This window comes from Nocardia sp. PLKS1-43 (assembly GCF_059510335.1).
This window is the reverse complement of sequence record NZ_JCAJZQ010000003.1, coordinates 303211-326337: the sequence shown is the minus strand read 5'-3', so window position 1 is coordinate 326337 and position 23127 is coordinate 303211. Positions and strand designations below refer to the sequence as shown.

Sequence of the window (23127 nt, the reverse complement as noted above, 5' to 3'; positions counted from 1 at the left end):
CCAGCAGTTCTGACTTGGAAGGAGTCTCACCCCATGCCCGACAACACCTCTCACAACCCGGCCGACATCGACTACCTCGACGATGACCAGCTGTTCGACACGCTCGACGACCCTGATTCCGACCCCGGTCACGCCGACGACTGTCCGGTGTGCGGCACAGACATGGACCGCCCCGAGCTGGATTGGCTGTGGGCCCTGGACTCGAACACACTCCGGATCCTGTTCGAAGGCGCCGGGCCGATCGCCATCGCCGCAGCCGAAGGGCGTGTGCCGGCGTTCGCGATCGAAATGCGCAGCCTTGCACTGCATCTGATCATGGACGCCCCCGCTGGCCCGCCCACCAGCGCCAGCGAATTCATTGCCCGATGCGTCCCGAGCGAACTGGCCACCGCATGGCGTCTTGATTGGGATATCCCGGCCCCGCCAGCGCAACCCGACGCCGTCGACATCCAGATCGCGGCTGTCAACGAGGAGCGCACGCTGGTCAACCTCGTCGCCGAGTTCTCCAACCTGTTCCGGCAGTGGGCCGCTCACCCCGAACACGCCCGCACCTGCCTCCACAGCGCGGCCCGTGCCATTCACTGACCCCCAAGGAGGTCCAAAGCCTATGTCCAATAACTCTTCTGAAATCGACCAGATCACCGGCGAGGCCGCCAGCCTGGGCCACAAGGTGCACCAGCTGATCAACACCTGGCGCGCCAACAACCCGAAAGCCCGCCGGGTGCCGCGCAGTGTCCGCCAGGACATCAACCGGTTGATCAAGCTCGACAACCACCAGCGCGAGTTCGCGCACGCCCAGGAACGCGCCGGCATCGAGCGCCGGGTCCTGGAGTACCGGTGGAACCTGTTGCGCGACCGCGACGTTCGCTCCTGGGACACCCAAGAAACCTGGTTCGCCCGCCAGCAACAGTTGGCGATCGAGCACGAACAGCTGCGCACCAGCATCTACACCGCCGGTCACCTGACCGCCGTCGAACGCGGCCAGGCCGATCGTGCCCTGGCCATCGCGCACCAGCACCCGCGGATCCCGATCAAGACCGTGTTCGGCAAGACCAGTGGCATCGCGGCCCTGCGCGCACGACTGCACGACGGATTCACCCGCGTACGCCTCGGCCTGGCCGGACCGGGCGAACAGCAGCGCGTGCAGCAGTGGCAGCACCTGCGGCGCGAGCAGACCACGTCCGCCCCACCGCAGTCCGACCGGGCAGCCATCGACCGCGACGCGGCCGAGGAAGCCATGTGGCACAAGGAATGGGCCGAGCAGTACAGCCCCGAGCAGAGCGCGCAGATCATCCGAGACTTGCAGGCCGATCGAGCCCGCGGCATGCAAGCCGCAGGTGCGATCCCGTTCCAGAAGGAGCAGCAGCGCACCCCGGCACAGGGACCCGACCCGGTTCCGGTCCCTACTGCTCCACCGGCATCGCCGCAGGTGACCGTGGGCGGGCTGACCGCCCGGATCGACCTGTACGCCGACGTCCTGCAGTACCGGGACAGCTACGCCGGCGAGAACCCCGAGCAGTTGGAACCAATCGACCGCGCCAACGCTCGTATGCGTGAGCAGATCATCGCCGACGCGCGCAGCCTCGGGCCGGACCAGGCTGCCCTGGTCGAAGCAGCCCTCTACGGCGTCGACAACCTCCACCGCGCATCCATCGTGCCCGCGGAGGTGGAGCAGGAGCTGAACGCCCTGCGGCAGGACAAGGCCGCCGTCGAGCTGGAGCGCGACCAGGCCCGCGCCGAACTCGGAACGGTCACCCAGGAGCGTGACCAGCTCGCCACTCAGATCGACCAGCACCAGGCCTCGATTCCGGTTCCGGAAGAGCCCGCGCGTGGCTATGAGGTGATCGTCGGTACTCACGACTATCTGGAGAGGAACTGGAAGGACGCCGAGCGCATCCCCGCGCAGACGAAAGCCGAGGCATTCACCGCGGTGCTGGATCGTCTCAGCGATGACTCGCAGGGCTGGCCGGACAAAGCCCGAATGCTGGCTTACGTCTACGACCACGGCGCCGTGCCGAGTGAGATGTCCGTCGACGCAGACGCCTCCGACCTGTCGGGGCAGGTGTTGTTCAACTACGGCACCCGTGACGAGCTGATCAATAAGGTCATCGCCCACCAGGAGCGCCACCACAACACCACGTTGGACCGGATCGAGCAGCTGCAGGCCCGGCTCCAGGCCGCGCAGGCCGAGAACGCCCAGTTGCGCACCGAGAACACCGATCTGGTCCGCAAATTCGCCGACAACGAGCGGATCCGCAAGCCCAGCCCGACGGCGCCGGCGATGCCCGGTGGCCCGAAACTGGCGCAGCCGATCTTCTCCGGCCCGGTCCTGCCCCGCCCCGCGATGAACGGACTGGACCGATGAACGGCGAGTCCCAGCACACCCCGCTCACCATCGGGGACGTCGTCAGTCGCTACCAGCGCCTCGATGAGATCAGCACCGCGATCGACCACGCCCGTACCACTGCCGCCAGCACACCCGACAACGTCCAAGAGGACCAGATGCGTCGCTCCCACATGGCGCATCTGCGGTCGCTGCTCACAGACATCGCCACGGTCGGTTCGGGAGTCGATCCCGAACGTGCGCACGCCCTGCGAGCCCTCAGGAACTGGGAGCCCTCCCAGCCGGTACAGACCGCCACGCCCACGCACGATGTCGAAGAGCTCTACCAGACGTTCGAGCACGCCAGCGACGAGCTCGAACGCGACATCGCCGCAGTGGCAGGCCCGGAATTGCTGATGGACATCATCGCCGAGCGTGAGACCTGGGCCAGCAGCATTGTGGACGACCTGAATGAGCAGTATGCCGAGAACGTCGAGCTGACAAAGCGATTGACAGGTCGGGATCGCCGTATCGAGGGCCTCGAACGGGACAACGCCGCGTTGAGCAAACAGATACGGATCGAACGAGAGTGGCACGGTGTCGCGCTCCGCGAGGCCGGGATAACCGACACCAAGCTCGACGACCTTCAAGCCAAGCACGACCGCACGATCGCCGAGCACGAGCACCAGATCAGCGACCTGGACGCCCGACTCGAACGTCTCACCGACGAAAACTCCGCGCTCACCGAGCAGGTTGCCACGCTGAAAACCGAACTGGCCGAACGCGACCGACACCTCACCGAGCTGAACGAACAGCCGCGGCGACTCGACCAGGACAACAACACCTTGGCCACCTCGGGCGGCGGGCCGGCGGCGCCCGCACGCGATCCGCGCGGCGCGATGCCGCAAACGGGCACCAAGCCTGGTCCTGCAGCCGTGGAGCGGCACAGTAGTCCAGCCGATCACCGGCGGCCGGGTCCAGGATCGGCCACGGCTTCAACCCTCCCGGTGCCGGTCTTCGCCCGCCCCACCCTGCCGCACCTGGGAGGGCTGGATCGGTGACACCGACTCAAGCCCGCGACAAGGTCGCCAAACTCCGCGCACACGCCGCCAGCGTCGACGGCACCCCCGAAGCGGCCCTGTTCTACGCCAAGGCCAACGAACTCGCCCGCACCCACGGCCTGCCACTCACACCGCACACCCAGCCCGCCACCGAAACACCGCGCCCCACCGGGGCGCGGCCCGGCCCGGCACAGCAGCCCACCACCACCACGACATCGAGGAGGACCACCACCATGACCAACACCACCACCAAGACCAAGCCGAGCAAGCCCACCCGCAAGGCCACCGACGGCACCCTGCGCAACGCGTTCAACCCGCGCGCCCGCGCCGGGTTCGGCCGCACCAGCGAACCGGGCGCCGAGGTCAACGGGTACATCGTCGCGATGGAGGAGGAGCCGGATCTGGACTACTACACCAAGGCGCCCAAGCTCGACGCCGACGGCAACGAGCTGATGGTGCCGATCCTGATCATCCAGACCGACGGCACGGCAAAACCCTACGGGCAGGGCCTGCGGAAAGTCTGGGTGCGCACCGGCATCGCCGACGCGCTGATCGGGGCCTGCCTCGACGCTGGGGTCAACCGCACCGCGATCGGCGGCAAGGTCGGTATCCGCTACGAGGGCCTGGGCGAGCCCGCCCGCGCGAACTTCGCCGCCCCCAAGCTCTACACCGCGGTCTACGAGCCGCCCATCGACGAGGAGGCATGCTGATGACCGACCAGCACGACACCGAAGCAGCCCCCGACACCGTCAAACTCCGTGTCACCGGCGACCGAGCCGTGGTCAAGACCATGATCGATGCGCTGGACCCCATCGTCGACATCGTCACCGATTGGCGGATCTTCCCCCAGCGCAACGGCACCACCGTCAGCGCCTACCTCGAAGCCCGACCCCGCACCGACGCCGGCAGCGACACCCCCGAGGGGGCCGCATGCCCCGACTGATGTCCGTCGCGCTCACCGAACCCCAGGTCCGCAGCCGCACCAAGACCGTGACCCGCCGCGCTGGCTGGCGCATGCTGCGGCCCGGCGACCGCGTCACCCTGTGCCGCAAGGTGCAGGGCCGCAAGCCCGGTGAGCCACTGGACCGCATCACCGACGTCGAAATCGTCTCCGTGCACCGCGAACGCCTCGACGCCATCACCGGCGCCGAGGTCGCCGCGGAAGGATTCCCCGAGTGGACCCCTGCTCAGTTCGTCGAGTTCTTCTGCAACACCCACCACGACATCCGGCCCGACAGCCAGATCACCCGGATCCGGTGGCGCTATCTGGACACGACCGGCGAGCCCATGCGCATCCAGGAAGGCGGTGCGCAATGACCACCCCCGTCCCGCCGACAGGACAATTCGAACCCGTCGAGGTCGGCTCGCGCATGCTGTATCTGCCCGGCCAGGCCGCGCCCACGCACCACGAACAGCCGGTCGCGGACACCGATGGTGCGCACGCGGTGCGCAGCCAGGATCGTGCGCACCAGCACGCACCGGGCGGTGCGCAGTCGAAAAACAAGCCGTTACGGGCGTGGCCGATCCTGCTGCTGGCCTTGCCCGCGTTCGTGGCGATCTGGTCCGGATGGGTCGGACTCGGCCAGTTGACCGGGTTCGGACCCGTGCACCCGCTGCCCGGAATCTGGGACCGGTTCACCCTCAACACCGCGATCACCCTGCCGATCGGGATGGAAACCTACGCCTCCTACGCGCTGTACGTGTGGCTGTCCGGACGGATCCGATCCAACCGAACCCGCAGCTACGCCAAAATTTCCGCGTTCGGCAGCCTGATCCTGGGCGCGGTCGGGCAGGTCGCCTACCACCTCATGCGCGCCGCCGGCGTCACCGCCGCACCGTGGGGCGTGACCGTGCTGGTCGCCTGCCTCCCGGTCGCCGTCCTCGGAATGGGTGCAGCCCTGGCGCACATGATCATCCGTGAGCACCACCAAGCGAACCGTTCGATCCCTAACGCACCAGCGGTGCACAGCGACCCGGACCCGGTGCGCAGCCCCGACACCGTACGCACCGTCTCGGTGCGTGAACTGCGTACCGAGACCTACGCGACCACCGAAACCCTGCCCACCGTGGCACCGCTGCAGCAGATCGAGCAGACGCCACGCACCGCCCTCGAAGCTGGCAGTGCGCAGGATCGGTGGGCTGAAATCGCTGACGCGGTCTGCGAGGCCGACCCCGCCGGCCGCCGCGACCCCGACAAGGTCGCCACCATCCTGCGGCTGAAATTCGAACAGCAGTGGTCGCACTCGCGCATCGCCGACCACGTCGAACTCAGCGCCTCAGCAGTCACCCGCACTCTCACCGCTGCGCGCGAGCACATCGGTGCGACGGAAGGAGGAACACAACATGGAAAGTGAGATGTATCTGCAGGCGAAGGATTGCGAACAGCTGACCGGAATTCCCGCCGCCACCTGGCGCTACTGGGCGCACATCGGTGCCGGTCCTGCCAACTTCAAGATGGGCCGGCGTCGGGTCTGGCGCAAGAGCGTGATCCTGGCCTGGATCGCCGAGCAGGAAGCAAAGGCCACCCGTGGAGGTGCCGCCTGATGACAGCGGTTCGCAATCCGCGCTCCGGTGTCGAGGACCGCTGGATGAAGACTGTCACCAAGACGGACCCTGCTACAGGCAAGAAGGTCAGCAGTCGGGAGCGGTCCGCGAAGTACGGACAGGGAAAGCGTTGGCGTGCACGATATGTCGATCCGAACGGCGTCGAGCGTGAGCGGTTGTTCGGGACCAAAATCGAAGCGCAGCGCTTCCTCGACGGTGATGTCACAACGAAGGTTGTGACTGGCACTTGGGTAGACCCGGATCGCAGTGGTGTGCGGTTCGAGGTGGTGGCCGAGAAATGGTTCGCCACGAAAAAGGGCCGCAAGCCGAAGACGGTCGCCGGATACCGGTCACTGCTGGACACCGTGGTACTTCCGCGATGGGGAGAAATTCCCTTGCGGGACATCGAATTCGAAGATGTCCAAGGCTGGATTGTGTCGCTCTCGGAATCCGGCAGCACTCGATTTGAAGGCCGCGGCCTTTCGGCATCGCGAGTGACTCAGTCGTACCAGATACTTGATCGCGTCCTTCGGTTCGCGATCAAGTCGAAGCGATTGGCATCCAACCCAGCCGAGGACGTCGACTTGCCGCCGATGGCGGCCGGCGAGCGGCGCTATCTCACTCACCTGGAGGTCATGGAGTTGGCGCTCGCTGCCGGCCGATTCCGCGCGTTGGTGTTCACCCTCGCGTATACCGGCATTCGATTCGGTGAAGCTACGGCTCTGCGCGCGGTCGATCTCGACCTCGATAGACGACGAATTCGAGTGTCACGATCGGCATCATCGGTCACTGGCCAGGGCGTCGTGGAGACCGACACGAAGAACCACACCACCCGTGAGGTGCCGGTCCCAGAATTCCTGGCGGCTGAACTGACTCGGAAGGCCGAGAACCTCACACCGAGAGCGCTGGTGTTTCCCAGCCGTTCCGGTGAATACCTGACCTCGAGCGAATTTCGGTGGGCGTTCGATCAAGCGGTCAGGGCAACCGGATTACACGGTGTGATTCCGCATGGATTGCGCCATACCGCGGCGTCGCTCGCGATCCGCGCCGGCGCCAATATCAAGGTCGTTCAGAAGATGCTCGGGCACAAGACGGCCACGCTGACGCTCGATCTGTATGGCCACCTGTATCCCGATGACCTCGACACCGTGGCAGCCGGGATGCAGGCGGGTGCTGTGGCTGCTGCGGGCCAATTGCGGGCCGCGCCCGACAAACCCGCCGTCGAAGATGGTGAAAATGGTCCCTCACCTGCGGTGGGTGTGGGATTTGAACCCACGGTGGCGTGAACCACGACGGTTTTCAAGACCGTTCCCTTAGGCCGCTCGGGCAACCCACCTCGCCTCGCGTGGGAGCGGGGCCGTTTCAGAGTAGCGGCGGGAGGGGTGGGTTGCCGAATCGGCGGTTCGGGGGTGTCGCTGTCGTCCCACAGGAACGATTCAGGGGACTCTGGCAGTATGTCGGCCATGAGACGCCGTTGGACCCGGCGTCGGGTTGCCGGCGCTCTCGCGTGCGTCGCACTGGTGATCGGTGCGGCCACGGGGACGACGCCGACCGCGCTCGCAGGTCCACCAGTGAATACCGGGTCGTCGGACGGTCCCGAACCGCAGGCTCCGGTGGACAATCCGCGCCCGGTCGCGGCCTCGATCGACCGCGTTCAGAAGATCACCGATCGCCGGTTGAAGGTGTTCGTCCGGTCGCCCGCGATGGGCCGCACAGTGCCGGTGGAGTTACTGCTGCCGAAGGACAACCACGGCCCGCGCCCGACGCTGTACATGCTCGATGGACGCAGCGCGAGCAACGAGGTGAACAACTGGACCAAGCACGGCGGCGCGGTGCAGTTCTTCGCCGACAAGAACGTCAACGTGGTGCTCACGCTCGGCGGGCCGGCCAGTTACTACACCGATTGGCAGCATCCGGATCCGGTGCTGGGCGCCAACAGGTGGGAGACCTTCCTCACCAGCGAGCTGCCCCCGCTGATCGACGCGAAGTTCGACGGCAACGGTCTGAAGGCGCTCGAGGGCGTGTCGATGGGCGCGGAGGCGGCGATGATGCTGGCCATGCGGCATCCGGGCGCGTATCGCGCGGTCGCCGCGCACAGCGGCTGCTACGCCATGGGGTCGGATGTCGGCCAGGCACAGGCGCGCGCGATCATCAGCACCTACAACGGGAATCCGGACAATATGTTCGGCGAACAGAACAACCCCGCCTGGCTCGCGCACGACGTGATGGCGCATGCCGACCAACTGCGCGGTACGGCCCTGTTCCTGTCCGCGGGCAACGGTTTGCCCGGCTCGTTCGACGGCCCGAGCAATCCCGATTCGCGCACCTCGGTCGTCTTCGGCGGCCCGCTCGAGGCCGGCGCGTACGCCTGCACGATGGCGCTGGCCGACCGCCTCGAGCGCATGCAGATCCCCGCGAAGGTCGATCTGCGCAGCGTCGGCACACATTCCTGGCCGTACTGGGCCGCCGAGCTGCCGCAGGCCTGGCCGACGCTGGCCGGTGCGCTCGGCGTCAGCTGAGCCGGCGTCGGCCCTGCCGCGTCAGCCCAGGAAACGCCCGGTGATCTCCGGATCGGTTGCGAACGCGAGGAATTGGTCGTTCTCGTGCGGATCGCCCGCGGTCACCCGCACGCCGTCCGCGCCGTAGGGGCGCACCAGCACTCCGGCCGCCGCGCTCGCCTCGCCGAATTCCGCACTGCGCGAACCCAATGCGAGCCAGACGAAGTTTGCCTCGCTCGGGACGACCGGGTATCCGGCGGCCAGCAGCGCCGAGCGGATCCGATCACGTTCGGCGACAGTGTGTTCGGTGCGATCGAGCAGTTCGTCGCGGGCCTCGAGGGAGGCCATCGCGGCCGCTTGGGCGAGACGGTTCACGCTGAAGGGAATATGCACCTTGAGCAGTGCGGTGATCACTTCCGGATCGCCGACCGCGTAGCCGACGCGCAGTCCGGCCAGGCCGTAGGCCTTGGAAAAGGTCCGCAGCACAAGCACATTCGGGCGGTCGCGGCCGATCTCGACACCGTTCGGGTGGTCGTCGGCGGGCAGCCGCAGATATTCGTGATACGCCTCGTCCAGAACCACCAGAACGCGCTCGGGCACCCTGTCCAGGAACCGGATCAGCTCGGCGCGGCCGACAGCCGTGCCCGTCGGATTGTTCGGATTGCAGACGAAGATCAGGCGGGTGTGCTCGGTGATCGCGTCGGCCATCGCGTCGAGGTCGTGCACCAGCCCATCGGTCAGCGGCACCTGCACGGACGTCGCGTTGCCCACCTGCGTGACGATCGGATACGCCTCGAACGACCGCCACGCGAACAGCACCTCGTCGCTGAGGGAATCGCAGGTGATCTGCACCAGCTCCTGGCACAGCGCGACGCTGCCGCACCCCACCGCGACCCGCTCGACCTCGATGCCGTGGAACGCCGCGATGGCCGCGCGAAGTTCGCTGGACTGGTTGTCCGGGTACCGGTTGGCCTGTTCGGCGGCCTCGGCGATGGCCTTGGCGACGGTCGGCAACGGGCCGAGGGTGGTCTCGTTGCTGGCCAGTTTCACCGCGCCGGGGTGGCTGCGGCCGGGGGAGTAGGCCGGGATGGACTCGAGGTCCGGACGAATACGAGCGGTCACCCCTCCACATTAGACGGGCGGTAGGAGAGCGATTACCCGGTGGATGCCACGGGCCATTTCCCCTCGAATATTCGCCGTACGAGTTGTCCGGAATGTTACCCGGCCGAACTATTGTTGGCGGCATGCCGGGCAGCTATCACGACTACGCGCCCCTGCGCGCCGGCGACCCCGGTCAGGCGCAGGACGGACAGGCCACCACAATCGCGCGAGTACCCATTCGGGTGATCGAACCGGAGCGCCGTGCGCGCGGCGGAATCGTACTGCTGCACGAATCACGAGAATTCGCCGAAACATTGCTGGATTTGATGACGGCGCTATCGACCGAGGGCTGGATCGTCGTGGCGCCCAATCTGTTCCATCGCGATGCCGACGGCGACCAGATCTTCGGCGAGGAGTTGTTCGCCGATTTCGACGCCTGTTTCGACTGGCTCGTCGAGCACGGCGTCTTTCCGGACCTGACCGGGGTGCTCGGATTCGACAGCGCCGGAACCGCCGCGTTCCTCGTCGCCACGAATCGCCGGATCGGCGCGGCGGTCAGTGTCGCCGCGCCCGGTATCGACGAGCCGCTCACCGACCGCGCCGACGCGCTGGTCCGGGCGGCCGCCCACCTGCAGGCCCCCTGGCTGGGCCTGTACGGCGCGGACGATCCGGTCATCTCGGCCGATCAGGTCGAGCGTCTGCGAGACGCCGCCGCATGCGCCGCGGTGGCGACCCTGGTCGTGAGCTATCCGGGCCTGGGGCACCGCCCCGATCGCCTCGCCTTCGACTCCGCCGACGCGGACGAACTGGTCTCCGCGCACACCAGAATCTTCGACTGGTTCGATTCTCACCTACGTTGACCAGCCGTTTTGCGTCCTGAGCTGTAGCTCTGTACTCTTTCGTCTCGGCGGTTCGAAAGGACCGGGCCCTCGAAGAGAAGGCTCCAGGAGGCGTGCCAGAGCGGCCGAATGGGACTCACTGCTAATGAGTTGTCCCTTCACGGGGACCGGAGGTTCAAATCCTCTCGCCTCCGCCACCGTCCGGTCCGCCGGACACACAACTTGATAGACCTGCGCCCGTAGCTCAACGGATAGAGCATCTGACTACGGATCAGAAGGTTAGGGGTTCGAATCCCTTCGGGCGCGCAGTGAGGAGCCTCTTTCGACAGCGATCGGCCGGAAGGCTCGTCATCCGCGATGCTGGTCCGGTTCGGATTGGATGGCGCCGATAAGTCTGGCGAATTCGGCTTGTGGTGACCAGGAGTTCCGCTGGCCGCGCCCACACCAACGGCAGGGCAGTTCGGCTGGCCAGCGGGTTTCGAGGAGTGCAGTGCGCCAGAGGCGTCCCACTGGCCCAGCGGTGGTCCGGCAACCGGCAATGCCGGGGCCGTCATCCGGGTGTGGTCGACACCCGGCTGTGCGGGAGGCAGGCGACCTGGCAGGGCCGATGACCTCGAGCCCGGTTCCTCGAGCATGACCGGATTCGGCTACCTGTTGCCGACCTGCACGAAGCACCCGCCGGCCTGAACGCACTGCGGCGGCGACCGAGCGACGTCCTCTCCGTCGGCTCCGGGTGCGCCACAGACGGGTCCGCGCCTCGGCGGTGATATGCCGCTCCACCGACGAGCCCGGATGGGGCGCTGGTTCTGTCAGGGGCGAGTTGAATCGATGGGCGCTTGGGTGGCGTCCGTTCCCCAGCTGGCCAAAAGGGACAGGGCCTCGGCGGACGGCGAGCCTGGTTCCGCGTGGTAGACACACAGGTACTGCTCCGCGTCGTCCGGCAGGTACAACGTCTCGTACGCCAGGGTCAGCTCACCGACCAGAGGGTGCCGCATCCGCTTGACACCGTGCCCCTTTTCTTTCACGTCGTGTGTGGCCCACAGCCTCCGGAACTCCTCGCTCTTGACTGACAGTTCTCCCACCAGCGCCGACAGTTTCGGGTCGTCCGGGTGCTGACCCGCGTACAGCCGCAGGTAGCTGACCATGTCGGACGCCTTGGAATCCCAGTCGAGGAACAGCCGCCGGTAGTCGGGAGAAAGGAAGGTCAGCCATGCCCAATTGCGTTCGGCCGGCGGCAATTTCCCCCAGTCGCCGAAGAGCGCCGCCGCCATCCGGTTCCAGGCGAGGATTTCCGACCGCGCCCCGGCCACGTACGCGGGCATCCCGTCCATCGACCCCAGGAGTTGCCGCAGTCCGATCCGCACCTGCTGCCGCTCGGGTGCTCGATTCTTGCGCCGCAGTTGCTTGGGCTTGGCGAGGCGGGTCAGGTGCGCGTGTTCGGCATCGGTCAGCCGCAGGGCGCGTGCGATCGAATCGAGCACCTCCGCCGATACATTGCGCCCGTTGCCCTGCTCGAGCCGGGTGTAGTAGGCCACGGATACGCCGGCCAACTGAGCCAGCTCCTCGCGACGCAGCCCTGGCACCCGCCGGTGTCGCCCTTGCCAGGGAATCCCCACATCGCCCGGCTCGAGCCGGGCCCGACGCGTGCGCAAGAACTCGCTGAGTTCGGCGCGCTGGTCCAGGCCGTCGGAGTGGCTGGTGTGAGCATCGTCCGGGGCGGGGTTGTCGCTCATGCTCTCCAGTATTCCCGGTCGTACGACCATGAGCCTGATGCTGTCAGTGGTAGGACCACTGGACGTACGCAAAGCGGTGGTCTGGGCGAATGCCGATCCGTCCAGCACGCTGGAAGTCATGACCACTACTGTTGCCGCATACGCCGCGCCCGGCGCCAAGGCGCCGCTGGAGCGCACCACCATCGAACGCCGCACGGTCGGTGAGCATGACGTGCTGATCGATATCAAGTTCGCCGGGATCTGCCACTCCGACATCCACCAGGCCCGGGCAGGCTGGGGTGAGGCCATCTTCCCGATGGTCCCGGGGCACGAGATCGCCGGCATCGTCGAGGCGGTCGGCCCCGGTGTGACGAAGTTCAAGGTCGGCGATCGCGTCGGCGTCGGCTGTATGGTCGACTCCTGCCGTGAGTGCGAGCCCTGCCGCAACGGCCAGGAACAGCACTGCGTGCGGGGAAATGTGCAGACTTACAACGGAATCGGCAAGGACGGAAAACCCACCTACGGCGGCTACTCGCAGAAGATCGTCGTTGCCGAGGCGTTCACCGTCCGCATCCCCGAGGGCATTCCCCTCGACGTGGCGGCGCCGCTGCTGTGCGCCGGCATCACCACGTACTCCCCGCTCAAGCGCTGGGGTGTCGGTCCCGGCAAGAAGGTCGCCGTGGTCGGTCTCGGCGGGCTGGGGCATATGGGCGTCAAGATCGCCCACGCTCTCGGCGCGGAGGTCACCGTCCTGTCGCAGTCGCTGCGCAAGCAGGACGATGGCCTGAGGCTGGGCGCCGACCACTACCACGCCACCAACGATCCGAAGACGTTCGAGGATCTGGCCGGTTCCTTCGATGTCATCCTCTCCACGGTGTCCGCCCCGCTGAACTTCGGCGCGTACCTGAGCCTGCTGAAGACCGGCGGCGCGCTGGTGAATGTGGGCGCCCCCGAGGAGCCCATCTCGTTCAATCTGTTCTCGCTGCTCGGTGGATCCAAGATTCTCGCGGGCTCCATGATCGGCGGCATCGCCGAGACACAGGAGATGCTCGACTTCTGCGCAGAGCACGGCCTGGGCGCGGAGATCGAGCTGATCGAGGCGAGCCGGATCAACGAAGCGTACGAACGGGTCGACAACTCGGACGTGCGCTACCGCTTCGTGATCGACACGGCCACGATCTGATCGGCACTCGTCGGCGGGAGTGTGCAGCCGGGCCGGTCATCGTGTACTCATGCCGCTTCGGCGTGCCGAGTGGCAGGTCATGATCGCGGCACACCGACGCGATTCGGGGCATGCATACGGGAGCCGGAACCTTCGACGCGGAAGCGGCGAGCGCCCTCAGCGATGCGCTTCCGGAAGCCGCTCGTGTGTCGTCAGCAGGAGGTGATCGAACACATTCGTCACCCCGGGCTCGGGAGGCGGGAGCAGCGCCAGGTCGGCGATCAATTGGGAGGCCAGGGTCCGGAGTTTCACGTTGGTTTCCTGGGAGCGCCATACCAATAGGCGGAATGCTTGGGGTGCGCTGATTCGGTACATCAGCATCAGCACGCCCTTGGCTTGTTCTATTACGGCGCGGGCTTCGAGCATTTCCGGCAGCAGCGTTGCGACCGTTGTTTTTTCGTTCTGGGCCAGTGTTTCGGTCAGATCGATGTAGAAGCCCGACATGCCCGCGACCGTTCCGGAGGGCTCGACGATACGGTCCGCTACCACCATGACGTTGTGTATCGCGCCGGTGGTGTCCAGGAAACGGTGACGGCTGGAGAAGGGTTCGCCATTTTCCACTGCGCGGTATATCAGGTCGGCGACCTGTTGGCGGTCGTCGGGGTGTTTGTGGGACAGCACCAACTCGGTGGTCGGCTCGATCTCACCCGGAATATAGCCGTGCATGCAAAACACTTCCGGCGACCATTCCCAGCGCCCGCCGGCGAACCAGAAACGGAAGCTGCCCGCTGTCGAGGGATCCACTCGGCAGCCTGTGGCAGCTTCCATCGGAACGAACGATTCGCCCATTCGGGACAGTATGGCCGCATCGAGTTCGCGGCCGAACAGGATGGACCGATCATTGGTCGATCCGTTATGTGGCATGTCGCACATGTAGCTGTAGCGGCCGTACGTTCGAGCCCTGCCTGGAGGCGCGGATGATTCGCGCGGTGCGGGCGGCCCCGGTGAGAACCTGGGCTCGATCGGCTCCCGCCGGGACCGCGCGCGTCCTGCGCGGGGCTGTTACAGGTAGGCCCCGCATTCCGGCCATGCGCTGCGGCCCTGGTTGGCCAGGACGTTCTCGGCGACGCGGATCTGCTCGGCGCGGCTGGCGTGCGCGGGTGACCCGCTACCGCCGCCGGCCCGCCACGCGCTGGGGGTGATCTGGAGGCCGCCGAAGTAGCCGTTGCCGGTGTCGGCGCTCCAGTTCCCGCCGCTTTCGCACGCGGCGACCGCGTCCCAGTCGTGGCCGGATTTGGCCTGTGCGGCGGGAGAACTCATCATCACGGAAACCGCGGTAATAGCGGCGGTGACGCCGAGAATACGAATGTCGGAAACACGCGGGTGTTGCACGGAGAATCTCCTTCCATGTTCAGCCGACTCGACCGTTGGAAACCCGCTGTCGTGCGCGCGGGTGTCTTCAGGGATTTCGCGAACTCTGGTGTGGAAATATCAGGTGTGCGTAAGACTCACCGGCGCGCAGGAGATGTACTGCGGCCGGGCCACTCCCGCCGCAATCGCGCGTACCGCCAGTCGGTAATGCGCCGGATACCGGGTCGACACCGGCTTTCGACCGGACGAAAGGCCTGTGGATCCGTGCGGGGGTGGATAACTCTGGGCACTCTTTTCTCCGGAACAGACGATACGTGGGAACTCGTATTCGCGCCGGAGAGTTTATTGAATCGAAACCAACCGATCACGGTATATTCTCGGAGAATGAAATAGGCATGTTTCACCTATTCGGCACAGCGATGGCCTGCGGTGCGCTTTCTTTCAGGCGAGCATTGGCCCAGCGCAGCTGCCGAAGTGTTTGCGGATGACACTCGGTGGCGAGCGTGAGCAGCTCCTGGTCTTTCTTCGCCTGCGCGGCCTGGGCGAGCAGTTCCCAATCGACCGACGCCGCCGCGGCGCGCAGATGGATGGCCCGCAGATCGCGCAGCAGCAGCAGCAGCGCGGTGGCCTGCCGGCGGCCGGCCAGTGTCCCGGTCCGCAGGCGCAGCCATTGCAGTAACCGAAGACGTTGCGGCAGATCGTCTTTCATTCGCAGACCGCGCGCCGCGCCGATTCGCGCGAGTCGGCGCTGATGGTCGCGGGACCAGCCGGCCAGGTCTCGGCACAGGTGGAACATCTCGTGGTCGGCACGGTGGCGTTCGCCGGCCCGCAACAGCATCAGGCCCAGATCACGTTCACTGCGGTGCACCTGGGCGATCGTGGCGGCCAGTTTGTCCATCACCGTGCCCGCTCCGCCAGGACCGGGGACTCGCGGCGATCGGCAGCGGCCGGGGCCGCCTCGAGCCGCGGCGCCGGCGAGGTGCCATCGCCCGGACGCATCCGTTCCACCGCTGCCGCACCGGATTTGAACAACGGCTGCTTGGACGCGGGATCCCAGTCGGTCATGGTGAGTTCGTTGGCCGCCGTGCCGTTGTCGCCGTCCGGCCGGAACCCGCCGGGCGCATCCCAGTAGCCGTAGTGGAACGGGACGAACAGAACGCCCGTGCGGATATCGCCGAGCCGCAGGCGGGCCTCGATATGCCCGCGCGGGGTGTGCACCCGGAGCAGGTCGCCCTCGGCCCAGCCGCGGACCTGCGCGTCCGCCTCGGCCATCTCCACCCACACCTGCGGGGCGGCGGCCTGCAACTGTGGTGCTCGACCGGTCTTGGTGCGGGTGTGGAAGTGGAAGATGGTGCGTCCGGTGATGAGCAGGAACGGGAAGGCGCTCGACGGAGTTTCGTGCGGCAGGAGGTATTCCGCGGCTTTGATCACCGCGCGGCCCCGCGGGTTCAGCGCGGCGTATTCGGTCGGTTCCAGCGGTGCGCCGGTGACCATGTCGCGACCGTAGCTCTCGCAGTAATCCGGTGCGGCCCAGAACTTTCCGTCCACGTACAGCCGCTCGGTGCCGTCCGGGCGTTCCGGTGTGCACGGCCATTGCACGCCCCCTTCGCGCAACTTGGCGTAGCTCAGTCCGCTGTAGTCGCACGGGCGGCCCGCACTGCACCGTTTCCACTGTTCGAACACCTCTTCGGGAGTCCGCCACGGCATCAGCGGCCGGCCGTCCTTGTCGCGCAGGTCGAGACGACGCGCGAAGTCCAGGAAGATGTCCAGGTCCGAGCGGGCCAGGCCGGGCGGGTCCACCGCCTTTTCGGACAGATGGACGGTGCGGTCGGCGTTGGTGAACGCGCCGGTCTTCTCACCCCACGCGGCCGCCGGGAGCACCACATCGGCCAGTTGCGCGGTTTCGGACAGGAAGATGTCCTGCACCACCAGCATCAGCCGGTGCTGGCTCAGCACCGACCGGACCCGACGAAGTTCGGGCAGCGAGACCGCCGGATTGGTCGCGGTCACGTACAACAGCCGAATGGAGCCTTCCTCGGCGTAGCGCATCATCTGCATCAGGTGCGTGGGCGGGCCGTAATGCGGAATCCGCATCGGCTCGACGTTCCACAGCCGCGCCAGCTCTTGCACGTGAGAATCGTTGGCCCAGTTGCGGAATCCGGGCAGATCCCCGTCGGCGCCGCATTCGCGGGTGTTCTCGGCGGTCGGCTGCCCGTTCATCTGCAGCACCCCGCACCCCGGGCGGCCGAGCTGACCGCGGATCAGGTGAATGTTGTTGACCTGCACCGCCGCCGCGGTGGCCTGATGGGATTGGTAGAACCCCTGCAACACCGTCGAGAGCATCCGGTCAGCGGTGCCGATCAGGCGCGCGGCCGCGCGCAGATCCTCCGCGGGTACGTCACAGATCTGCGCCGCTCGCTCCGGCGTGCATTCCGCGACGCGGGCACGCAATTCGTCGAATCCGACTGTGTGACTGTCGATGTAGTCGTGATCGAGACGATCGTCGCGGATCAGCTCGTGCAACAGCGCGTTCATCACCATGACGTTGGTGCCCGGTCGCGGCGCGAGATGCACCGTGGCGTGCCGCGCCACCGGTGTGGTGCGCGGGTCGACGCAGATCAGCTTCGGCGGGTTGGGCCCGGCGAGTCGATCGAGCATCCGCATCCACAGCACCGGCTGCGTCTCCGCGACGTTGTGGCCGTACAGCGCGATGAGGTCCGTGTGATCCACATCGGTGTAGCTGCCCGGCTGGCCGTCGCAGCCGAAGGTCTCCTTCAGCGCCGCCGCCGCGGTGGCGGTGCACAACCGGGTGTTGCCGTCGAGGTGATTGGTGCCGATTCCGCCCCGGGCCAGCACCGCCAGCGCGTAATACTCCTCCAGGAACAGCTGTCCGGTGGTGTAGAAACCGATCGAGCCCGGGCCGCGCTTGTCCAGCAGATCCCGGGTGCGGTCGACGATACGGTCCATCGCGGTGTCCCAATCGGTTTCCCGCAACCGGCCCCGGCGGCGAATGAGCGGGACGGTGAGCCGGTCGGGTGAGTGATTGGCCTGCCAGCCGTACAGGTCCTTCGGTCCCAATCGGCCGCGGTTGACCCGGTCTTGCGGACGGCCGCGCACACCGACTATGCGCCCGTCCCGCACCGCGAGCTCGAGCGCGTCGCCGTTGGAGTGCAGGACCGACGCGGTCGGAACCCACCGCTGCACCGATTCCGGCGTGACACCCTCCGCCAGACAGCCGTCCACGCGCACGGGCCACGGCGTATCGCGAGCATACGGAACCCGGGCGCCCCACGGCCGCTCGATACGATCCTCGACGCTCATACCGGCCGCCTTACCCGTCAGCGGCCGAAGGAAACGTCGCCGCATTGCAGCACCGGTTCGTCGCGGTCGCGCGGCCGGGATGTCGCTACGGGGTACGTGTGGCGGAAGTGCCGACGGCAGCCCGCATCCGGCGAACCAGCCGTGCGGGAATCACCGTGATCGGCGGGCGTGCCGTGTAGTGCCGCCCGAAGCGGGTAGGCCGACCGAACCCGGAGTCGATGGTGAGGAGAGCTTGTAGATGCCCGTCGAGAATCCGATGCGGACCGTCGCGTCCCTGCCTCAGCAGATCACCGTGGACGAGCACGTGTGGATCCCGATGTCGGACGGAGTCCGGCTGGCCGCGAAGATCTGGCGACCGATCGCCGCGCAGGACCGGCCGGTGCCCGGTGTGCTCGAGTACATCCCTTATCGCAAAAGGGATTTGACCGCGGTGCGGGATTCGATCCATCACCCGTACCTGGCCGGCCACGGCTATGCCTGTGTGCGCGTGGATTTGCGGGGAACCGGCGAATCCGAGGGAGTGCTCGCGGACGAGTACCTCGAACAGGAACACCTCGATGCCGAGGACGTTCTGCGCTGGATGGCGGATCAACCGTGGTGCGACGGCCGGATCGGCATGATGGGAATTTCCTGGGGCGCTTTCACCGCATTGCAGGTCGCCGCCCGCAAACCTCCCGAATTACAGGCCATCGTGATCTCCTCGTTCACCGACGACCGCTATTCCGACGATATGCACTACATGGGTGGAGCGCTGCTGTCGGACAACATCGCCGAGTCGGCGACCATGTTCGCCTACAGCACGCTGCCGCCCGACCCCGCGCTCGTGGGCGAGCGGTGGCGGGACATGTGGTTCGAACGGCTGGAGAACTGCAGCCTGTGGGCGGGGAATTGGCTCGAGCACCAGCGCCGGGACGAGTACTGGCGCCGCGCCTCGGTATGTGAGAACTACGCCGATGTGCAGGTCCCGGTGCTGGCTTCGAGCGGGTGGGCCGACGGCTACTCCAACGCGGTGGCACGGCTGCTCGCCAATCTGAACGTTCCGCGCAAGGGCTTCATCGGCCCGTGGAGCCACAAGTATCCGCATCTCGGTGAGCCGGGTCCGGCCATCGGGTACCTGCAGGAGGTCGTGCGCTGGTGGGACCACTGGCTCGGCGGCGTCGACAACGACGTGATGGACGGGCCGATGCTGTACACCTGGGTTCAGGAGAGCGTGCCCCCGTCCACCTCGTACGAGGAGCGTCCGGGTCGCTGGGTCGGTGAGCCGACCTGGCCGTCCCCGCATGTGCGGATGGTCGAATATCCGTTGGCGCGCAATCGGATCGCGCGTCCCGGCGAGGCGGTGCAGCCCGCCGATCTGCTGGTCGAATCACCCCTGTCGGTCGGGCAGTTCGCCGGAAAGTGGGCCTCCTACAGCGCTCCTCCCGACCTGCCCTACGACCAGCGCGAGGAGGACGGCGGTTCGCTGGTCTTCGACACCGACGAGCTGACCGAGCGCTGCGAGATCCTGGGTGCGCCGACGCTGAGGCTGGAGGTGTCCGCGGACGAGCCGGTGGCGATGGTCGCCGCGCGGATCTCCGACGTCGCCCCCGACGGCCGGGCGACCCGGGTGACGTACGGGCTGCTCAACCTGACCCACCGCGACGGTCACGAGTGCCCGCGCCCGCTCGAGCCCGGGGAGCGTTACCGCGTCGTCGTCCAGCTCAACGCGATGGCGCAGGCGTTTCCCGCCGGGCACCGCATCCGGTTGTCGCTGTCCACGTCGTATTGGCCGCTGGCTTGGCCGCCGCCGCGACCGGCGCAGCTCACCGTGCACACCGAGGGCAGCGGGCTGCGGCTGCCGATCCGGCCGATCCGCGAATCCGACGAGATTCCGCCGCAACCCTTCGGCGTGCCCGAGGGGTGCGCTCCGATGCCGACCACCCAGCTCGCTCCGGGTGAACAGAAGTGGACCGTCTCGCGCGACCTGATCGAGTACGACTCCGCGCTGGACATCGTCAAGAACGCCGGCCCGATGCGCTTCGACGAGCACGGCATGCGGGTCGATCGGCAAGTGCACGAACGATATTCGTGGCGGGCCGACGACTTCTGTTCCGCCACCGCGGATACCTCGTGGTCGATCGGCTTCAGTCGCGGCGACTGGTCCGCGCGCACCGAGACTCGTACCCATGTGACTTGCACGCCAACGGATTTCATCGTGCATGCGCAACTCGACGGGTTCGAGGGACAACAGCGTACGTACTCGCGGAACTGGAACAGGGTGATCCCACGTGACAACGTTTGACACCGGTCCGAGCTTGGCCGCCCGGCTGCGGATCGCCGGGTTGCGGCTGACCCGGGCCAAGAAGACGTTCGCCGATCCGCGGGCGCTGCGCAAGAGCATCGCCAAGAGCCAGCGGCCTTCCCGGGATCGGCCCCCGGCGGTACTGCGACGCCATCACCGCGTGACGCGGTCGCAGGTACACGGGCGTCCGGTGTTCACGATCACCCCGCGCGCGCAGCGCGGCAACACCCGGCAGGTGTTCTATCTGCACGGCGGCGCCTACGTGCACCAGATTCAGCGCGATCACTGGAATTTCCTGTCGCGCTTGGTCGATGTGACCGGATGCGCGGTGACGGTCCCGCTCTATCCGCTGGCGCCGGACCACCACTACGAGGACACCATCGCCATGGTCACCGCCGCGTACGACGAGGCGTTCGCCGATACCGCGCCGGAAGACCGTGTGCTCATGGGTGATTCGGCCGGCGGCGCGCTCGCGTTGTTGCTGGCGCGCCGGATCGGCGGCGCCGGTGCGGCGGGGCCGAAGGAGGTCGTGATGATCTCGCCGTGGCTCGATATCACGATGACCGATCCGCTTGCCGCCGAACTCGATCCGCGGGACCCGTATCTCGGCATCGCCGGACTCGCGGAGGCGGGCAAGCTCTACGCCAGTCGGCTCGATCGCTCCGACCCGCTGGTCAGCCCGCTCAACGCTCCCGCGGCCACGCCCGGTTCGCTGAGCCTGTTCATCGGCACCCGGGACGTGTTGCTGGCCGACGCCCGCAGGTTCCGCGCACGCTGCGCGGCCGAAGGGGTCGAACTCGAATACCACGAGTACGAGGGCATGTTCCATGCCTGGCCGCTGGCGGACATTCCCGAAGCCCGACGTGCCATGCGAGAGCTGGTGCAGCTGATCCTTCGCCCCGCACCCGGGCAGGAATGGAAGGTAACCACATGAATGAGATCGATGTCTTCGTCGTGGCGCTCGACGAACCCAATTTACGTACGTTGCAACAGGTTCCGGAGGCGGACCGATTCCGGTTCCGTCCGCTGCTCGGCATCGCCGAGACCCAGGAAGGTGATATCCCGATCGAGGACCTGCTGAAGAAGGCGCAGCGGGAACTCGAGCAGTTCGACGGCCGAATCGGGGCGATCGTCGGGTATTGGGACTTCCCGGTGTCGGCGCTGGTGCCGATGTTGTGCCGCCCGCTCGGGTTGCCCAGCCCGAATCTCGAGGGCGTCGTCAGATGCGAGCACAAATACTGGAGCCGGCTCGAACAGAGCAAGGTGCTGGACGACATGCCGAAATTCGGGATCGTGGATCTGGATGTGCCGGAACCGCGGCTCCCGGACGACATGCACTATCCGGTGTGGTTGAAACCCGTCAAATCGTTCTCCTCGGAATTGGCGTTCCACGTGCACGACGACCGCGAATTCGCCGACGCGGTCGAGCAGATCCGCGAGGGTGTGGGCCGGGTCGGCAAACCGTTCGAATTCGTGCTCGACCAGGTGGATCTGCCGCCGGAAATCGCCGATATCGGCGGCCAGGCATGCCTGGCCGAGGAGACGCTCACGGGCGTGCAGGCGGCGACCGAGGGGTACGTGTATCAGGGACGAGTGACCGTCACCGGCGCCCTGGACTCGATCAATTACCCGGACACACCGTGTTTCCTGCGTCACCAGTACCCGTCACAGCTGCCCGCCGAGGTGGTGGCCCGGATGCGGGAGATCTCCGAACGCGTCATCGGCGGTCTCGGCCTGGACAATTCGATGTTCAGCGTCGAATTCTTCTACGATCCGGACACCGGGCGGGTATCCGTGCTGGAGATCAATCCACGCCACTCACAGTCGCACGCCGAACTGTTCGCCGCCGTGGACGGCGTGCCAAATCATCACGGCATGCTCCGGCTGGCTCTGGGACAGGATCCGGAATTCCCGCACGGCGCGGGCCCGCACGAAATCGCGGCCAAATGGTATTACCGCCGCTTCTCCGACGCGGTCGTCACGCGAGCGCCCACCGCCGAGGAGATAGAGACCATTCAGCGTGAGATTCCCGGCGTCATCATCGACGTGACAGCCGGTGCGGGTACCCGGCTGTCGGATCTGCCGGCGCAGGACAGTTACAGCTACGAGCTGGCCGATATCTTCATCGGCGCGGCCGATGAGGCGGAAATGCGCCGCAAGTACGACCGCTGCGTCGAGAAGCTGCATTTCGAGTTCGACGAGAACTAGGGCAGGTGGCCGGGGCTGGTGTGGTCGGCTAGGGGCGGTCGAATCCGGTGGCCTGGGTGCCTTCGTCGGCGACTCGCACACCGTAGTGGTAGGCGAGTTTGCCGCCGAGCCATCCCGAGCCGCCCAGTACGAGCAGTGCGATGATGCTCAGCACCAGTGGCCCGGCCGCCGTGGCGCCGTACGGACCGCAGCCGTCGTACCGCCAGAAGAATCCGACGACGAAGGCCACCAGAACCGCCAGGTTCAGGCCCATGTGCAGCAGGCCGGTCCGGAACGCGGTGGTGCGGGTGGGGATGGTCAACAGATCCAGCGCGCCGACCGCCGCGGCGACGAGTGCGCCGATCACCCCGATCGCGATCAGCCACAACGCTCCTCGGGCCAGGAAGTCCGGGTCGTCGACCACGTGGGAGCCGATGTCGAACACCAGGCTCGCGATCCAGGCTCCGATCGGCACAGTCACCAGGATCGGGTGGAACGGATGTCCGTAGGGGCCGGTCAGCACTGCGGCAAGGGGGCGTTTGCCGCGCTGCGATTCGCTCGTCACGACGATCTCCTTGTCCGAGAGGCGAAAGATCTCCTTGTCCGAGAGGCGAAATGTTGCCGGAACGGCTCGTCGCGTCCGCCCGTATGCGGATCACGCCGGGCCGGAATCCACCCGCGCACTACCCGGGTGATCGCAGATCAATCGGCGCGCGAAGCTGTCGCC

Annotated in this window: 22 protein-coding genes and 3 tRNA genes; 17 read left to right on the top strand and 8 right to left on the bottom strand. The window is 66.8% G+C overall.

What is annotated here, in order from left to right:
- Positions 1-33 precede the first annotated feature (33 nt).
- The 9 genes from AC5WS7_RS13360 to AC5WS7_RS13320 are packed head-to-tail and all read left to right on the top strand — an operon-like array spanning position 34 to position 7214.
- Positions 34-585, top strand: coding sequence for a hypothetical protein (locus AC5WS7_RS13360; protein ID WP_495954771.1), 552 nt, complete (start codon positions 34-36; stop codon positions 583-585).
- A gap of 22 nt (positions 586-607) precedes the next feature.
- Positions 608-2365 carry a hypothetical protein gene (locus tag AC5WS7_RS13355; RefSeq protein WP_495954770.1) on the top strand — a complete coding sequence of 586 codons (1758 nt, stop codon included), beginning with the start codon at positions 608-610 and terminating at the stop codon, positions 2363-2365.
- Positions 2362-3384 (top strand): hypothetical protein, encoded by a 1023-nt coding sequence (locus AC5WS7_RS13350; RefSeq protein ID WP_495954769.1) that lies wholly within the window; start codon positions 2362-2364, stop codon positions 3382-3384. The genes AC5WS7_RS13355 and AC5WS7_RS13350 overlap by 4 nt, the downstream gene beginning before the upstream one ends.
- Complete coding sequence (locus AC5WS7_RS13345; protein ID WP_495954768.1) at positions 3381-4094, top strand: DUF2786 domain-containing protein; 714 nt, start codon at positions 3381-3383, stop codon at positions 4092-4094. Before AC5WS7_RS13350 ends, AC5WS7_RS13345 begins: the two co-directional genes overlap by 4 nt.
- Positions 4094-4327: a hypothetical protein gene (locus tag AC5WS7_RS13340; protein WP_495954767.1), complete on the top strand. Its 234-nt coding sequence runs from the start codon at positions 4094-4096 to the stop codon at positions 4325-4327. Before AC5WS7_RS13345 ends, AC5WS7_RS13340 begins: the two co-directional genes overlap by 1 nt.
- Positions 4315-4701: an ASCH domain-containing protein gene (locus tag AC5WS7_RS13335; RefSeq protein ID WP_495954766.1), complete on the top strand. Its 387-nt coding sequence runs from the start codon at positions 4315-4317 to the stop codon at positions 4699-4701. The genes AC5WS7_RS13340 and AC5WS7_RS13335 overlap by 13 nt, the downstream gene beginning before the upstream one ends.
- Positions 4698-5738, top strand: coding sequence for a sigma-70 RNA polymerase sigma factor region 4 domain-containing protein (locus AC5WS7_RS13330; protein ID WP_495954765.1), 1041 nt, complete (start codon positions 4698-4700; stop codon positions 5736-5738). Before AC5WS7_RS13335 ends, AC5WS7_RS13330 begins: the two co-directional genes overlap by 4 nt.
- On the top strand, positions 5728-5928 hold the full coding sequence (locus AC5WS7_RS13325) for a helix-turn-helix transcriptional regulator (RefSeq protein ID WP_495954764.1): 201 nt from the start codon (positions 5728-5730) through the stop codon (positions 5926-5928). The genes AC5WS7_RS13330 and AC5WS7_RS13325 overlap by 11 nt, the downstream gene beginning before the upstream one ends.
- Positions 5928-7214: a tyrosine-type recombinase/integrase gene (locus AC5WS7_RS13320; RefSeq protein ID WP_495954763.1), complete on the top strand. Its 1287-nt coding sequence runs from the start codon at positions 5928-5930 to the stop codon at positions 7212-7214. The genes AC5WS7_RS13325 and AC5WS7_RS13320 overlap by 1 nt, the downstream gene beginning before the upstream one ends.
- Here the strand turns inward: AC5WS7_RS13320 and AC5WS7_RS13315 are convergent.
- Positions 7180-7264, bottom strand: a tRNA-Ser gene (locus AC5WS7_RS13315). The two genes, AC5WS7_RS13320 and AC5WS7_RS13315, sit on opposite strands and share 35 nt — an antisense overlap.
- Positions 7265-7391: 127 nt before the next feature.
- Between AC5WS7_RS13315 and AC5WS7_RS13310 the strand changes: the two genes are divergently transcribed.
- Complete coding sequence (locus AC5WS7_RS13310) at positions 7392-8447, top strand: alpha/beta hydrolase (protein ID WP_495954762.1); 1056 nt, start codon at positions 7392-7394, stop codon at positions 8445-8447.
- Positions 8448-8468: 21 nt separating this feature from the next.
- Here AC5WS7_RS13310 and hisC read toward each other — a convergent pair whose 3' ends face one another.
- The gene (gene hisC / locus AC5WS7_RS13305) at positions 8469-9548 is read right to left on the bottom strand and encodes a histidinol-phosphate transaminase (RefSeq protein ID WP_495954761.1); all 1080 of its coding nucleotides are present in this window, start codon (positions 9546-9548) and stop codon (positions 8469-8471) included.
- Positions 9549-9670: 122 nt separating this feature from the next.
- On the opposite strand from hisC, the gene AC5WS7_RS13300 reads away from it, so the two are divergent.
- The 3 genes from AC5WS7_RS13300 (at position 9671) to AC5WS7_RS13290 (ending at position 10672) form a co-directional block, all read left to right on the top strand.
- Positions 9671-10387, top strand: a complete 717-nt coding sequence (locus AC5WS7_RS13300; RefSeq protein ID WP_495954760.1) for a dienelactone hydrolase family protein — start codon at positions 9671-9673, stop codon at positions 10385-10387.
- Between the two features lie 86 nt (positions 10388-10473).
- Positions 10474-10563, top strand: a tRNA-Ser gene (locus AC5WS7_RS13295).
- A 36-nt stretch (positions 10564-10599) separates the two neighbouring features.
- Positions 10600-10672, top strand: a tRNA-Arg gene (locus AC5WS7_RS13290).
- Between the two features lie 503 nt (positions 10673-11175).
- On the opposite strand, the gene AC5WS7_RS13285 is transcribed toward AC5WS7_RS13290, so the two are convergent.
- Positions 11176-12099 carry an MmyB family transcriptional regulator gene (locus AC5WS7_RS13285; RefSeq protein WP_495954759.1) on the bottom strand — a complete coding sequence of 308 codons (924 nt, stop codon included), beginning with the start codon at positions 12097-12099 and terminating at the stop codon, positions 11176-11178.
- Between the two features lie 118 nt (positions 12100-12217).
- Here AC5WS7_RS13285 and AC5WS7_RS13280 point away from each other — a divergent pair, with 118 nt between their 5' ends.
- Entirely contained in the window at positions 12218-13261 is a 1044-nt protein-coding gene (locus tag AC5WS7_RS13280) for an NAD(P)-dependent alcohol dehydrogenase (RefSeq protein ID WP_495955172.1), read from the top strand.
- 156 nt (positions 13262-13417) lie between these two features.
- On the opposite strand, the gene AC5WS7_RS13275 is transcribed toward AC5WS7_RS13280, so the two are convergent.
- The 4 genes from AC5WS7_RS13275 to AC5WS7_RS13260 form a co-directional block, all read right to left on the bottom strand.
- Complete coding sequence (locus AC5WS7_RS13275) at positions 13418-14089, bottom strand: PAS and ANTAR domain-containing protein (RefSeq protein WP_495954758.1); 672 nt, start codon at positions 14087-14089, stop codon at positions 13418-13420.
- Positions 14090-14302: 213 nt separating this feature from the next.
- Positions 14303-14581, bottom strand: coding sequence for a transglycosylase family protein (locus AC5WS7_RS13270; RefSeq protein WP_495955171.1), 279 nt, complete (start codon positions 14579-14581; stop codon positions 14303-14305).
- 430 nt (positions 14582-15011) lie between these two features.
- Positions 15012-15509, bottom strand: coding sequence for a hypothetical protein (locus AC5WS7_RS13265; RefSeq protein ID WP_495955170.1), 498 nt, complete (start codon positions 15507-15509; stop codon positions 15012-15014).
- Positions 15509-17932 carry a molybdopterin oxidoreductase family protein gene (locus tag AC5WS7_RS13260; protein WP_495954757.1) on the bottom strand — a complete coding sequence of 808 codons (2424 nt, stop codon included), beginning with the start codon at positions 17930-17932 and terminating at the stop codon, positions 15509-15511. The genes AC5WS7_RS13265 and AC5WS7_RS13260 overlap by 1 nt, the downstream gene beginning before the upstream one ends.
- A gap of 238 nt (positions 17933-18170) precedes the next feature.
- Here AC5WS7_RS13260 and AC5WS7_RS13255 point away from each other — a divergent pair, with 238 nt between their 5' ends.
- From AC5WS7_RS13255 to AC5WS7_RS13245, 3 genes are read left to right on the top strand one after another with little or no spacing between them, the layout of a single operon-like run.
- Entirely contained in the window at positions 18171-20213 is a 2043-nt protein-coding gene (locus tag AC5WS7_RS13255) for a CocE/NonD family hydrolase (RefSeq protein WP_495954756.1), read from the top strand.
- Positions 20200-21147: an alpha/beta hydrolase fold domain-containing protein gene (locus tag AC5WS7_RS13250; protein WP_495954755.1), complete on the top strand. Its 948-nt coding sequence runs from the start codon at positions 20200-20202 to the stop codon at positions 21145-21147. Before AC5WS7_RS13255 ends, AC5WS7_RS13250 begins: the two co-directional genes overlap by 14 nt.
- A complete protein-coding gene (locus AC5WS7_RS13245) occupies positions 21144-22421 on the top strand; it encodes an ATP-grasp domain-containing protein (RefSeq protein WP_495954754.1) in 1278 nt (425 codons plus the stop codon). Before AC5WS7_RS13250 ends, AC5WS7_RS13245 begins: the two co-directional genes overlap by 4 nt.
- Positions 22422-22449: 28 nt before the next feature.
- On the opposite strand, the gene AC5WS7_RS13240 is transcribed toward AC5WS7_RS13245, so the two are convergent.
- Positions 22450-22965, bottom strand: a complete 516-nt coding sequence (locus tag AC5WS7_RS13240; protein WP_495954753.1) for a DUF2231 domain-containing protein — start codon at positions 22963-22965, stop codon at positions 22450-22452.
- Positions 22966-23127: the final 162 nt, after the last annotated feature.

Coding starts and splice junctions, on each gene's coding strand:
- AC5WS7_RS13360 (WP_495954771.1), top strand. CDS start 34: ATGCCCGACAACACCTCTCACAACCCGGCCGACATCGACTACCTCGAC.
- AC5WS7_RS13355 (WP_495954770.1), top strand. CDS start 608: ATGTCCAATAACTCTTCTGAAATCGACCAGATCACCGGCGAGGCCGCC.
- AC5WS7_RS13350 (WP_495954769.1), top strand. CDS start 2,362: ATGAACGGCGAGTCCCAGCACACCCCGCTCACCATCGGGGACGTCGTC.
- AC5WS7_RS13340 (WP_495954767.1), top strand. CDS start 4,094: ATGACCGACCAGCACGACACCGAAGCAGCCCCCGACACCGTCAAACTC.
- AC5WS7_RS13335 (WP_495954766.1), top strand. CDS start 4,315: ATGCCCCGACTGATGTCCGTCGCGCTCACCGAACCCCAGGTCCGCAGC.
- AC5WS7_RS13330 (WP_495954765.1), top strand. CDS start 4,698: ATGACCACCCCCGTCCCGCCGACAGGACAATTCGAACCCGTCGAGGTC.
- AC5WS7_RS13325 (WP_495954764.1), top strand. CDS start 5,728: ATGGAAAGTGAGATGTATCTGCAGGCGAAGGATTGCGAACAGCTGACC.
- AC5WS7_RS13320 (WP_495954763.1), top strand. CDS start 5,928: ATGACAGCGGTTCGCAATCCGCGCTCCGGTGTCGAGGACCGCTGGATG.
- AC5WS7_RS13310 (WP_495954762.1), top strand. CDS start 7,392: ATGAGACGCCGTTGGACCCGGCGTCGGGTTGCCGGCGCTCTCGCGTGC.
- AC5WS7_RS13300 (WP_495954760.1), top strand. CDS start 9,671: ATGCCGGGCAGCTATCACGACTACGCGCCCCTGCGCGCCGGCGACCCC.
- AC5WS7_RS13285 (WP_495954759.1), bottom strand. CDS start 12,099: ATGAGCGACAACCCCGCCCCGGACGATGCTCACACCAGCCACTCCGAC.
- AC5WS7_RS13280 (WP_495955172.1), top strand. CDS start 12,218: ATGACCACTACTGTTGCCGCATACGCCGCGCCCGGCGCCAAGGCGCCG.
- AC5WS7_RS13275 (WP_495954758.1), bottom strand. CDS start 14,089: ATGGGCGAATCGTTCGTTCCGATGGAAGCTGCCACAGGCTGCCGAGTG.
- AC5WS7_RS13265 (WP_495955170.1), bottom strand. CDS start 15,509: ATGGACAAACTGGCCGCCACGATCGCCCAGGTGCACCGCAGTGAACGT.
- AC5WS7_RS13260 (WP_495954757.1), bottom strand. CDS start 17,932: ATGAGCGTCGAGGATCGTATCGAGCGGCCGTGGGGCGCCCGGGTTCCG.
- AC5WS7_RS13255 (WP_495954756.1), top strand. CDS start 18,171: ATGCCCGTCGAGAATCCGATGCGGACCGTCGCGTCCCTGCCTCAGCAG.
- AC5WS7_RS13245 (WP_495954754.1), top strand. CDS start 21,144: ATGAATGAGATCGATGTCTTCGTCGTGGCGCTCGACGAACCCAATTTA.